Genomic DNA, 11,770 nt, shown 5'->3' with positions numbered 1-11,770 from the left:
GAGCTCCAATTGTTTTTTAATTAATCCGGAAAGGCGCGCAGCCTAACTGCGGCACCTCCCGGTGAGCCTGGCCAACGCACTGGCGCAGAGTCTCGCAAGGTCTAGCCTAGGGCTCAACCCTGCAGATCACGATAAGCCAGGTCGAGGCACATACGCGCTTTCTCCACCAACTCATCGATTTCTTGCTTGGTGATGACCAGAGGCGGAGCAATGATCATGGTGTCGCCCACGGCGCGCATGATCAGACCGTTACTGAAGCAGTAGCCACGGCAAACCATGCCGGCAGCCATATCGCTCGGGTAACGTTCGCGAGTTGCCTTGTTCTTCACCAGCTCGATCGCACCGAGCATGCCCACGCCACGAACTTCACCCACCAGCGGGTGATCAGCCAGTTCACGCAGTCGTGCTTGCAAGTACGGTGCCGTTTCGCTCTTGACCCGTTCAATGATCTTTTCTTCTTTGAGAATACGCAGGTTTTCCAGACCTACTGCCGCTGCCACCGGGTGACCGGAGTAGGTGAAGCCGTGGTTAAAGTCACCACCTTCGTTAATCACCTGGAACACCTTGTCGCTGACAATCAGGCCGCCCATCGGCACGTAGCCGGAGGTCAGGCCCTTGGCGATAGTCATCAGATCCGGCTTGTTGCCGTAGTAATCGCTACCGAACCACTCGCCGGTACGACCGAAGCCACAGATCACTTCGTCAGCCACAAACAGAATGTCGTACTTGGCGAGGATCTCGCGGATGCGCGGCCAGTAGGTATCCGGCGGAATAATCACACCACCGGCGCCCTGAATCGGCTCGGCGATAAAGGCGGCGACCTTGTCTTCGCCGACTTCGAGAATTTTGTTTTCCAGCTGATCGGCGGCCCAGATGCCGAACTCGTCCGGAGTCATATCGCCACCCTCGCCAAACCAGTAAGGCTGCGGGATGTGCACAATGCCCGGGATCGGCAGGTCGCCCTGTTTGTGCATGCCGGCCATGCCGCCCAGGCTGGTGCCCGCAACGGTGGAGCCGTGGTAGCCGTTGATCCGGCTGATAATGACTTTTTTCTCCGGCTTGCCCTTGAGGTCCCAGTAGTGGCGGACCATGCGCAGCATGGTGTCGTTGCCTTCGGAGCCGGAGCCAGTGAAGAACACATGATTCATGCCTTCCGGAGCCACGTCGGAAATGGCCTTGGCCAGTTCCAGCACCGGCGGGTGGGCAGTCATGAAGAAGGTGTTGTAGAACGGCAGCTCACGCATCTGCTTGCTGGCAGCCTCAACCAGCTCCTCGCGGCCATAACCAACGGCCACACACCACAGACCAGCCATGCCGTCGAGGATCTTGTTGCCTTCACTGTCCCACAGGTGAACACCTTCTGCCTTGGTGATAATGCGCGGCCCAACTTCATGCAGCTGCTTGTAGTCAGTGAACGGCGCCAAGTGGTGGGCGCGGCTCATCTCCTGCCATTCAAGGGTTTTCGGGTTGTTCACTGCGTTACTCATTTCAACTACTACCTATGTCGTGCGAGCCGGGGGTTCGGCACCGCCAAAAGAGAGGTTGGCCGGAGTGGGGATCACCCGCTCCGGCCACCGGATCAAACGGACAGCAGCAGGAACTCACGCTCCCAGGAGCTGATGACACGCTTGAAGTTTTCATGCTCGGCACGCTTCACCGCCACGTAGGCACGCATGAAACGCTCGCCAAGGTACTTCTCACCTTCCTTGCAGGCCTCCATACGCTCCAGAGCGCTTTCGATGGTGACCGGCAAGCGCAGGTTGCGACGCTCGTAACCACGACCCTTCACCGGCGCGCCAGGCTTGATGCCTTCGACCATGCCGATGAAGCCGCACAGCAGGGATGCCGCCAGTACCAGATAGGGGTTGGCATCGGCACCGGCCAGACGGTTCTCCACCCGACGGTTCTGCGGGCTGGCTTCCGGCACGCGCAGACCCACGGTGCGGTTCTCCTCGCCCCACTCGACGTTCACCGGCGCCGAGGTGTCGGGCAGGAAGCGGCGGAACGAGTTGACGTTGGGCGCGAACAGCGGCAGCAGCTCCGGAATGAACTTCTGCAGGCCGCCGATGTGGTGCAGGAACAGTTCGCTCATGGTGCCGTCGGCGTTGGAGAACAGGTTCTTGCCGGTCTTGATGTCCACCACGCTCTGGTGGATGTGCATGGCGCTGCCCGGCTGATCGGTGATCGGCTTGGCCATGAAGGTCACCGCCACGTCGTGCTTGAGCGCGGCCTCGCGCATGGTGCGCTTGAACACGGTGATCTGGTCAGCCAGATGCAGCGCGTCGCCGTGACGGAAGTTGATTTCCATCTGCGCCGGGCCGTCTTCGTGAATCAGCGTATCGAGGTCGAGGTTCTGCGCCTCGCACCAGTCGTAGACGTCCTCGAACAGCGGGTCGAACTCGTTGGCCGCGTCGATGGAGAAGCTCTGACGACCCACTTCCGGCCGACCGGAACGGCCTACCGGGGCTTCCAGCGGGAAGTCCGGGTCGGCGCAGCGTTTGGTCAGGTAGAACTCCATTTCCGGCGCCACGATCGGCTGCCAGCCCTTGTCGGCATACATCTTCAGGACTTTCTTGAGGACGTTGCGCGGCGACAGTTCGATCGGGTTGCCCTGCTTGTCGAAGGTGTCATGGATCACCATCGCCGTCGGCTCAAGCGCCCAGGGCACCACAAAGGTGGCGTTCTGGTCGGGGCGGCAGAACATGTCGATGTCCGCCTCGTCCAGCAGCTCGTAATAGATGTCGTCATCGACATAGTCGCCGGTAACGGTTTGCAGCAGCACACTCTCGGGGAGGCGCATGCCCTTCTCGTCCAGGAATTTGTTGGTCGGCGCAATCTTGCCGCGCGCGATACCAGTCAAATCGCTGATCAAGCATTCAACTTCGGTGATTTTGCGTTCTTTCAGCCAGCTGGTGAGCTGGTCGAGCTTGGTAGTCATAAAGACCTCAGGGTTTATAGAGCGGCTACTGCGGACCGGTTAAAGCCTAGCGAAACTTGGAAGTTTCGCCGCTTGCCGGGTGCTCACCTACTCAGCGTTGCCCCGCCCTCTTCCTGCAAGCCTCACCAAAGGCCTGGAAGATGGCGAGATAATTCGGGTTGGACTGCACTTGCCATTCCGGGTGCCATTGCACCCCAAGCGCGAAGCTCTGTGCACCCTCGACAGAGAAGGCTTCCACCAACCCGTCAGGCGCCAGAGCTTCCACACGAAGGCCCGGCGCCAGACGTGCAACGCCCTGGCCATGAATCGAATTGACTTCTATCTGCGCTGGCAAGCCGAGGCCAGCGAGAACGCCACCGGGCTGCACCTGCAGCGCGTGACGGGGAGCGTATTGCACATCTACCGGTTGCTCTGCCGGCTCGCGATGATCAAGCATGCCGACAACCTCATGCACCTTTTGATGCAGAGTTCCGCCGAATGCCACATTGATTTCCTGAAAACCGCGACATATGCCCAGCAGCGGAATACCGGCACTGATCGCCTTGCGGATCAGAGGCAGCGTGGTGCTGTCGCGCGCCGGATCACTGTGAGAGTCCGGGTCACTGGCGGTACCAGAATAATGATGGGGTTCGATGTTTGACGGCGAGCCAGTACAGAGCAAGCCGTCTAGACTGTCGAGCAGGGTGTCCTGATCAAGCAACTCGCCCAGAGCCGGAATCACCAGCGGCTGGCAAGCCGCGCCGACAACGACGGCACGGACATACTTGTCACCAGCGATATGGTAAGGGTGCAGACCAATTTGCCTAGTACAGGCGGTCACACCTATTAATGGCAGGCGAGCCATGGAACACCCGTTTTATTGATGTTGGTGGGTTGCCCCGAGATTAACCCTGTTCAAATTTTTACACAACCACCCTGTAAAAAATTGAACACGCCTCCTGCAACACCCCAGTGCACGCTCCCTGCAGCAGACTGTCCACAGGGTAAAAATGCCCCAAAACTGGCGCCACCGCCCCGTTTTAGGGCAAAATGACCGGCTATTGACAGGCCGTAGTGTTTGAGATTGACTCACACCCATGCGCTTGCATGATTGAAATTTTTAACAAAAAAGGTGTTGCATCATGTCGGTACCCTCCAGTGCCGTTACGCTGAACGAAGCGAATGAGTTCCTTAAGGAACATCCTGAGGTCCAATTCGTCGACCTTCTTATTGCCGACATGAACGGCGTCGTTCGCGGCAAGCGCATTGAGCGCGCTAGCCTGCACAAGGTCTATGCCAAAGGCATCAACCTACCCGCATCCATCTTCGCCCTCGATATCAATGGTTCTACCGTCGAGAGCACAGGTCTTGGCCTGGACATCGGCGACGCCGACCGCATTTGTTTCCCGATCGCTGGCACTCTGTGCAATGAGCCGTGGCAGAAACGCCCGACCGCGCAGCTGCTGATGACCATGCACGAGCTCGACGGCCAGCCCTTCTTTGCCGATCCGCGCGAAGTGCTGCGGCAGATCGTGCAGAAGTTCGATGACCTCGGCCTGACCATCTGCGCCGCCTTCGAAATCGAGTTCTACCTGATCGACCAGGAAAACGTGAACGGCCGTCCGCAGCCGCCGCGTTCGCCGATGTCCGGCAAGCGCCCGCAGTCGACTCAGGTTTACCTGATCGACGACCTCGACGAATACGCCGACTGCCTGCAGGACATCCTCGAAGCGGCCAAGGAGCAAGGCATTCCTGCCGACGCCATCGTCAAGGAAAGCGCCCCGGCGCAGTTCGAGGTCAACCTGCATCACGTCAACGACGCGATCAAGGCCTGTGACTACGCCCTGCTGCTCAAGCGCCTGATCAAGAACGTCGCCTACGACCATGAGATGGACACCACCTTCATGGCCAAGCCCTACCCCAACCAAGCGGGTAACGGGCTGCACGTCCATATTTCGCTGCTGGACAAGAAAACCGGCAAGAACATCTTCGCCACTGACGACCCGCTGCAGAGCGCCAGCCTGCGCCACGCCATCGGCGGCGTACTGGAAACCATGCCGGCCTCGATGGCCTTCCTCTGCCCCAACGTCAACTCCTACCGCCGCTTTGGCGCGCAGTTCTACGTGCCCAATGCGCCGAGCTGGGGCGTGGACAACCGCACCGTTGCCGTCCGCGTACCGAACGGCAGTCCTGACGCCGTGCGCATCGAACACCGCGTAGCCGGTGCCGACGCCAACCCCTACCTGATGATGTCGTCCATCCTCGCCGGCATTCACCACGGCCTGACCAGCAAGATCGAACCAGGCGAGCCGATTGAAGGCAACTCCTACGAGCAGCTGGAGCAAAGCCTGCCGAACAACCTGCGCGACGCCCTGCGCGAGCTGGACGAAAGCGAAGTGCTCAACCAGTACATCAGCCCGGACTACATCGACATCTTCGTCGCCTGTAAGGAAGCCGAGCTGCAAGAGTTCGAGACCACCATCTCCGACCTCGAATACAACTGGTACCTGCACACCGTGTAAGTCACTGCAACGCCGGCCTCGCGCCGGCGTTGCTTTAACCGAGTAATAAAGACACTGCCCGATCAGCGGGTTGCGAGAACGGCCGGCCGAAAATCGGTCATGCACCAAGGAGATCGCGATGCCCCACTCGCCTGGCGGCCTCGCTCGTCACTTACGGCACCAGCCTCAGCACCTTCGCCGCGGAGGAATCTGAGTCGCGCCACGTTATTCAGAAAGCCACCTGGCCGTTAGCCGGGGGCGACAGACCACCCTGCCATTCTTTTTGTCCAGCGCTGCGCCTGGCGTAAGACCGTCATGGCCGCGTATCGATCACTGGAGGCTGAAATGCGCCGTTTGCTTGCCCCGCTCTTGTTGCTGCTGTGCCCGGCCCTGAGCCACGCCGAAGATGTCATACAGGTTTGGAACTGGAACGACTACATCGCTCCGCAAGTACTCAAGGAGTTCGAGAAAGATACCGGCATCCGTGTCGAGTACCGCACCTTCAGCACCGCTGAAGAACTTGAAGAAGCGCTGCAAAACGGAACAGTCATAGACGTCGCCGTACCTTCCCACGACAGCCTGCCCAGCCTGATCAGAGCAGGTCGCCTGCAACCCCTGGACCTTAGCCTGCTCCCCAACCGCCAGCACCTGGACAAAGCCATTCTCAGCAAACTGGCAGCCTTCGACCCACAGAACCGTTATGCCGTGCCCTATCTATGGGGTACCGTCGGCCTGGCGGTAAATGTGCCACAGGCAGAAGCGGCACTTGGCGGCCCAGTCCCCTCCAGCTGGAATCTCTTATTCGATCCGGCCATAAGCGGGAAACTGGCCAGCTGCGGTATCGCCATGATCGACTCCAGCAACGAGGCCTTGGCCGTTCTGCTCAACTATCAGGGACGCAACCTTGCCCACAGCTCCCCCAAACAGCTCAAGCGTGCCGGAGAAACTCTCGCCAGCCTGCGACCCAACCTGCGTTACATCGATAGCGAGCGCTACATCGCCGATCTGGCTAACGGCAAACTATGTGTCGCATTCGCCTGGGTAGGCGACGCACTGGCAGCCGCCGACGCAGGCCAGCCTGTGAGCTTTATTGTTCCGGACGAAGGGTCGGCACTGTTCATCGACAATATGACAATCCCGACCAGCAGCAAGCGTGCAGACCTGGCCCACCGTTTCATCAACTACCTGCTGCAACCCAAGGTCGCAGCCCTCACCTCCGGTGAGGTTCTCTATCCCAACCCGAACAAGGACGCCATCCAGTTCATGGATGCCAACCTTCAGCAACAACTGGCTCAGGTGAATACCACCAAGCGTCGACTATTTGCCCCAGAGGCTTTGCCGGACAAACTGGAAGTGGTCAAGCAACAAGTGTGGGACGAGTTCAAAGGTACACCGTGACCCCCTCTTGCCGCGGGCAGCGGCATGACGTCCAATAGCGCCACCTCGAAGCTCGGAGATCGTCATGTCGCGCCCCGCAATCGCCCGCAAGCCGCGCGCCAGCAGCCAAGCGCGCATTCAGCAGATTCTTGAGGCGGCACGCAGCCAACTGGCCGAAGAAGGTGTGGCCAGCCTGTCGATCTACAGCGTGGCCGAGCGCGCTGGCATTCCACCCTCTTCGCTGTACCACTTCTTTCCCAGCGTGCCGGCCTTACTGCAGGGCCTCACTGCCGCCGTGCACGCAGCCTTCCGTGATTGCCTGGCGCAACCCATAGACGCCAACAGTCTGCGCAGCTGGCGCGACCTTTCGCGCCTGATCGAACAGCGCATGCTGCGCGTTTACGAGCAGGACCCGGCTGCCCGCCAGTTGATTCTCGCCAGCCACGGCCTTGCGGAAGTCACCCAGGCAGACCGACAGCATGACGACCAACTCGGCAGACAGATGCAGGCGCTGTTTGCCCACTACTTCCAACTGCCCCCATTGCCGGAAGATATCGACGTATTTGCCTTGGCTCTGGAGCTGGGCGACCGTGTCTATGCGCGCTCTGTGCAACAGTTCGGCCTGATCACCCCGCGCCTGGCCGAGGAAGGCCTGCGCGTATTCGATGCCTACCTGTCACTGTACCTCCCCCCGCACCTGCCGCCGCAGCCTCGCTGAGGCGCAGCATCCGACAACAAAAAATCGACAAACATCGGCCTAATTTGCGTCTAGCACTCAAGAGCCATTGGATACTGATATTTTTGTCGATATAAATCGACAAAAAGACTTCCAATACCGATTTTTATCGACTATAAATTGCTCATCGTCTGACAACCAGCCCGGAGACCGACAGGCCCAAGCTATGTCTGCTACCTTCAGTCAGCTCCGGTTTCAGCTCCGAAGAGGTGTTCCATGTATCGCACTCTCGCCGTGGACGCGAACCAGATGACTTGCTCCTCGGATGGCGATGCCAACGCTGCAGCGCAAGCCAGCAAAATGACTCGTGGCCTCTAACATCGCCGCCTCCCAAACTTGCCGGGTTGCACACGACGCACCCGATCCATCCTGAACCACGCTTTGGTGAGCCTATGACCACCCTGAACACTACCCCACGCGCTGATGGTTTCCGCATGCCCGCCGAATGGGAACCGCACAGCCAGACCTGGATGGTGTGGCCCGAGCGCCCGGACAACTGGCGTCTGGGCGGCAAGCCGGCCCAGGAAGCCTTCGCTGCCGTGGCCCGCGCCATCGCTCAGTTCGAGCCGGTGACCGTGTGCGTTTCTGCCGGCCAGTTCGAGAATGCCCGCGCGCGTCTAGATGTCGCCAATATCCGCCTGGTGGAAATCAGCACCGACGACGCCTGGGTGCGCGATACCGGCCCGACCTTCGTCACCAACGCCAGCGGTGAAGTGCGCGGCGTAGACTGGACCTTCAACGCCTGGGGCGGCTTCGACGGCGGCCTGTACTGGCCGTGGAACCGCGACGACCAGGTGGCCCGCAAGATCCTCGAAATCGAACACTGCGACCGTTACCGCACCGAAGGCTTCGTGCTGGAAGGCGGCTCGATCCACGTCGACGGCGAAGGCACGCTGATCACCACCGAAGAGTGCCTGCTGAACAAGAACCGCAACCCGCATCTGTGCCGCGAGGGAATCGAGGCGATTCTCGCCGCGCACCTGGCCATCGACACCGTGATCTGGCTGCCGGACGGCCTGTTCAACGATGAAACCGACGGTCACGTCGACAACTTCTGCTGCTACGTGCGCCCGGGCGAGGTGCTGCTGGCCTGGACCGATGACGTCAACGACCCCAACTACCCGCGCTGCCAGGCGGCCATGCGCGTGCTGGAGTCGGCGCGCGACGCCAGAGGTCGTCAGCTGGTCGTACACAAGATCCCGATTCCGGGGCCGATCCACGCCACCGCGGAAGAGTGCGCCGGTGTCGATGCCGCCGAAGGCACCCAGGAACGCGACCCGTCGATCCGTCTGGCCGGCTCCTACGTCAACTTCCTGATCGTTAACGGTGGGATCATTGCCCCCAAATTCGGCGACCCCAAGGACGCCGAGGCCGAAGCCATTCTGCAGCGCATCTTCCCCGAGCATCGCGTGATGATGGTGCCCGGTCGCGAGATTCTGCTGGGCGGCGGCAACATTCACTGCATCACCCAGCAGCAGCCGGCGCCGCAACAGCGCTGAGTTCCCCATGAGTCGGGCGCCCGTCGGCGCCCGCTCAACTAAATAGCCTACAAGCCGACAGCTCGACGACTACGCTGAAATGAAAACTGCCAGCATTCGCCGAGACCCTCATGTTCAACACCCAGCTCAAACAGCAATTGGCCGCCTGTCAGCAACGGCTGGCCGAGGCTCTGGCTCGTAGTGAAGCAATAGATCGCTCGATGGCCGTGATAGAGTTTCAGCCTGATGGCACCATCGTCACCGCCAATGACAACTTTCTTGCCACGATGGGCTACCGACTGGAAGAAATCCGCGGTCAGCATCACCGCCTGTTCTGTGAGCCGGGATATGCTGCCAGCGCCGATTATCAGCGCTTCTGGCAACGACTGGCTTCTGGCGAATTTATCCGCGAGCGCTTTCTGCGCTTGAACAAAGCCGGCCAGCACGTCTGGCTGGAAGCCAGCTACAACCCAGTTCGTGACACCAACGGCAAGGTGATGCGGGTACTGAAAATGGCCACCAACATCACCCAGCAAGTTCTGCGCGAGCAGGATGACCATAGCCTGATCACCGCGATCAATCGCTCCATGGCTGTGATCGAGTTCAATCTGCAAGGGGAAGTGCTCACCGCCAATGACAACTTCCTGAGCGTCATGGGCTATCGCCTGGACGAAATTCGAGGCAAACACCACCGTCTGTTCTGTGAACGTAGCGAAAGCGAGTCGACCGATTACCGCCAGTTCTGGGAGCGCCTGAATCGCGGAGAGTTCTTTTCCGGGCGCTTCAAGCGGGTAAAGCAGCACGGCGCCACGGTGTGGCTACGCGCGACCTACAACCCAGTCTTCGATAATCAGGGCCGCCTATACAAAGTCGTCAAATTCGCCAGCGACATCACCGATCAAGTGCACCAGCAGGAAGCGGAAACCCAGGCTGCACGACTGGCCTATGACACTTCCTTGCACACCGATAGCACCGCGCAGCAGGGTGCTCAGGTTGTGCAGCGCACGGTCGAAGTGATGCAGAGCATTGCTGGTGAACTGAACCGCGCGGCTGATGGCATCAGCGCGGTCAGCCAGCAGTCGGAGATGATCAGCAGCATCGTGCAGACCATTCGCGGCATCGCCGAACAAACCAACCTACTGGCACTCAATGCCGCTATCGAAGCAGCACGAGCGGGCGAACAGGGGCGCGGTTTTGCCGTGGTCGCTGATGAGGTACGCAATCTGGCGGCCCGCACCAGCCAGGCCACTGTTGAGATCGTTGAGGTAGTTCGACGCAACCATGAGCTGGCCCAGGGCGCGGTAAACAGCATGGAAGCCAGCAAAGAAAAGGCAGAGCAAGGCGTGACTCTGGCTAACGAAGCCGGTCAGGTCATCTTGGAAATTCAGGATGGCGCCCGCCAGGTGGTGCAAGCCATCAGCCAGTTCACCGCAACCCTAGAGCAATAACGTCACACAGCAGTGGACTAAAGGATCAAACACTGCCTGGTGAAGCAGTGGGAGCACCCTCTGAAGCGCTCACCTGTCGGATCATCACCTACGCTCCCGGTGCTCCAGCGCCTCAAACAAGGCCATGCCCAGCAGCATGGTGATCACGAATAGCAGCACCTGCCAGTGGCCAGTCAGCAGAATGGCTACTGCCGGCCCGGGGCAGATCCCGGCGATACCCCAGCCAATACCGAATAACAGGCTGCCACCGATCAGCCGGCGGTCGATCTCGCGCTTGTTCGGCAACTGCATGGGCACGCCCAGCAGCGACTGCTGGCGCTTTTTGGCCAAGGTGAAGGGCAGCAGGGCAACGGCGATGGCCCCGGCCATCACCAGCGCCAGCGACGGGTCCCAGGCGCCCGCGAGGTCAAGAAAGCCCAGCACCTTGGCCGGGTTGGCCATGCCGGCCAGCAGCAGGCCGAGGCCGAAAATCAGCCCGGCGAGAAAGGCAGTCAGCTTGCTCATCTCAGGCTCCCAGCAGATGACGGATGACGAACACGGTGGCAAAACCCGCGACCATGAACGCCAGGGTCGCGGCCAGCGAGCGCGGCGACAGCCGCGACAGGCCGCAGACACCGTGGCCGCTGGTGCAGCCGGCGCCGTATCGGGTGCCGAGGCCGACCAGCAGCCCGGCCAGGGCGATACTCAACCAGCCGCCCTGGAACTCGATGACCGGCAACGCGGTGAACAGCTGCCAGAGCAGCGGCGCGACCAGCAGGCCGAGCAGGAACAGCGCCTTCTCGCCCAACCCCTCGCGACTGCGGGAAAACAGACTACCGAGCAGGCCGCTGATACCGGCCACCCGGCCGTTGGCCAGGACGAAAATGCCGGCCGCCAGGCCGATCAGCGCGCCACCGACCAGGGCCGACCACGGTGTGAAGTGCAACCAGTCGATGTTCATTGCCCACCTCCGCAGAACTGCTGGTAAAGGGTGTTGATCACCGCCAGCGCCGCCGGGCTGCTGATACGGTAGAAAATCTGCTTGCCCTCGCGGCGGGTTTCCACCAGCCCCTCGCGGCGCAGCACCGCCAGTTGCTGGGACAGCGTGGGCTGCAGGATGCCGAGCAGCGCCTCCAGCTCGCTGACATTGCGCTCGCCCTGGGACAGCTGACAGAGCAGCAGCAGGCGGTCAGGATTGGCCAGCGCCTTGAGCAACTGGCCGGCGGCACTGGCATTGGCGCGCAGTAGATCAATGTCCGGCGCAGTGGGAAGATCAGTCACGACAAACACTCTCACGAAAAACAATATGTATTTAAATATATTGTTTATTCGCT

At 60.5% G+C, this 11,770-nt stretch carries 11 protein-coding genes and 1 pseudogene; 6 read left to right on the top strand and 6 right to left on the bottom strand.

What is annotated here, in order from left to right; all coding sequences use genetic code 11:
* Nucleotides 1-113 precede the first annotated feature (113 nt).
* From CK486_RS15195 to CK486_RS15185, 3 genes are all read right to left on the bottom strand, one after another.
* Nucleotides 114-1,487, bottom strand: coding sequence for an aspartate aminotransferase family protein (locus tag CK486_RS15195; RefSeq protein WP_095941159.1), 1,374 nt, complete (start codon nucleotides 1,485-1,487; stop codon nucleotides 114-116).
* Nucleotides 1,488-1,579: 92 nt separating this feature from the next.
* Nucleotides 1,580-2,938, bottom strand: coding sequence for a glutamine synthetase family protein (locus tag CK486_RS15190; RefSeq protein ID WP_095941158.1), 1,359 nt, complete (start codon nucleotides 2,936-2,938; stop codon nucleotides 1,580-1,582).
* Between the two features lie 91 nt (nucleotides 2,939-3,029).
* Nucleotides 3,030-3,782: a gamma-glutamyl-gamma-aminobutyrate hydrolase family protein gene (locus CK486_RS15185; protein WP_095941157.1), complete on the bottom strand. Its 753-nt coding sequence runs from the start codon at nucleotides 3,780-3,782 to the stop codon at nucleotides 3,030-3,032.
* 277 nt (nucleotides 3,783-4,059) lie between these two features.
* Here CK486_RS15185 and CK486_RS15180 point away from each other — a divergent pair, with 277 nt between their 5' ends.
* From CK486_RS15180 to CK486_RS18550, 6 genes and pseudogenes are all read left to right on the top strand, one after another.
* A complete protein-coding gene (locus CK486_RS15180; protein ID WP_095941156.1) occupies nucleotides 4,060-5,439 on the top strand; it encodes a glutamine synthetase family protein in 1,380 nt (459 codons plus the stop codon).
* A 324-nt stretch (nucleotides 5,440-5,763) separates the two neighbouring features.
* Nucleotides 5,764-6,816 carry an extracellular solute-binding protein gene (locus CK486_RS15175; RefSeq protein ID WP_095941155.1) on the top strand — a complete coding sequence of 351 codons (1,053 nt, stop codon included), beginning with the start codon at nucleotides 5,764-5,766 and terminating at the stop codon, nucleotides 6,814-6,816.
* 64 nt (nucleotides 6,817-6,880) lie between these two features.
* Entirely contained in the window at nucleotides 6,881-7,513 is a 633-nt protein-coding gene (locus CK486_RS15170) for a TetR/AcrR family transcriptional regulator (protein ID WP_095941154.1), read from the top strand.
* A gap of 410 nt (nucleotides 7,514-7,923) precedes the next feature.
* Nucleotides 7,924-9,030, top strand: a complete 1,107-nt coding sequence (gene aguA / locus CK486_RS15165; protein ID WP_095941153.1) for an agmatine deiminase — start codon at nucleotides 7,924-7,926, stop codon at nucleotides 9,028-9,030.
* Nucleotides 9,031-9,140: 110 nt separating this feature from the next.
* Nucleotides 9,141-9,917 (top strand): annotated as a pseudogene (locus CK486_RS18555) (PAS domain-containing protein); the annotation flags it as partial.
* On the top strand, nucleotides 9,912-10,457 hold the full coding sequence (locus CK486_RS18550; protein ID WP_371915508.1) for a methyl-accepting chemotaxis protein: 546 nt from the start codon (nucleotides 9,912-9,914) through the stop codon (nucleotides 10,455-10,457). The pseudogene CK486_RS18555 and the gene CK486_RS18550, both read left to right, overlap by 6 nt.
* A gap of 84 nt (nucleotides 10,458-10,541) precedes the next feature.
* On the opposite strand, the gene CK486_RS15155 is transcribed toward CK486_RS18550, so the two are convergent.
* Genes CK486_RS15155 through CK486_RS15145 form a run of 3 tightly spaced genes read right to left on the bottom strand, consistent with a single transcriptional unit; the run spans nucleotide 10,542 to nucleotide 11,717 of the window.
* Nucleotides 10,542-10,961, bottom strand: coding sequence for a DUF6691 family protein (locus tag CK486_RS15155; protein ID WP_095941151.1), 420 nt, complete (start codon nucleotides 10,959-10,961; stop codon nucleotides 10,542-10,544).
* Between the two features lies 1 nt (nucleotide 10,962).
* Nucleotides 10,963-11,397, bottom strand: coding sequence for a YeeE/YedE family protein (locus CK486_RS15150; protein WP_095941150.1), 435 nt, complete (start codon nucleotides 11,395-11,397; stop codon nucleotides 10,963-10,965).
* Nucleotides 11,394-11,717 carry a metalloregulator ArsR/SmtB family transcription factor gene (locus tag CK486_RS15145; RefSeq protein ID WP_095941149.1) on the bottom strand — a complete coding sequence of 108 codons (324 nt, stop codon included), beginning with the start codon at nucleotides 11,715-11,717 and terminating at the stop codon, nucleotides 11,394-11,396. The genes CK486_RS15150 and CK486_RS15145 overlap by 4 nt, the downstream gene beginning before the upstream one ends.
* Between the last annotated feature and the right edge of the window lie 53 nt (nucleotides 11,718-11,770).

It is taken from the genome of Pseudomonas sp. HAR-UPW-AIA-41 (assembly GCF_002304225.1).
Lineage (GTDB): Bacteria > Pseudomonadota > Gammaproteobacteria > Pseudomonadales > Pseudomonadaceae > Aquipseudomonas.
Note: the sequence above shows the minus strand (reverse complement) of the source record. Positions and strands in the feature narration are given on the sequence as shown.

Excerpts from the sequence above, each read along its gene's own strand:
- aguA (WP_095941153.1), top strand. The coding sequence starts at position 7,924 with ATGACCACCCTGAACACTACCCCACGCGCTGATGGTTTCCGCATGCCC.
- CK486_RS15180 (WP_095941156.1), top strand. The coding sequence starts at position 4,060 with ATGTCGGTACCCTCCAGTGCCGTTACGCTGAACGAAGCGAATGAGTTC.
- CK486_RS15170 (WP_095941154.1), top strand. The coding sequence starts at position 6,881 with ATGTCGCGCCCCGCAATCGCCCGCAAGCCGCGCGCCAGCAGCCAAGCG.
- CK486_RS15175 (WP_095941155.1), top strand. The coding sequence starts at position 5,764 with ATGCGCCGTTTGCTTGCCCCGCTCTTGTTGCTGCTGTGCCCGGCCCTG.
- CK486_RS15185 (WP_095941157.1), bottom strand. The coding sequence starts at position 3,782 with ATGGCTCGCCTGCCATTAATAGGTGTGACCGCCTGTACTAGGCAAATT.
- CK486_RS15150 (WP_095941150.1), bottom strand. The coding sequence starts at position 11,397 with ATGAACATCGACTGGTTGCACTTCACACCGTGGTCGGCCCTGGTCGGT.
- CK486_RS15195 (WP_095941159.1), bottom strand. The coding sequence starts at position 1,487 with ATGAGTAACGCAGTGAACAACCCGAAAACCCTTGAATGGCAGGAGATG.
- CK486_RS15155 (WP_095941151.1), bottom strand. The coding sequence starts at position 10,961 with ATGAGCAAGCTGACTGCCTTTCTCGCCGGGCTGATTTTCGGCCTCGGC.
- CK486_RS15190 (WP_095941158.1), bottom strand. The coding sequence starts at position 2,938 with ATGACTACCAAGCTCGACCAGCTCACCAGCTGGCTGAAAGAACGCAAA.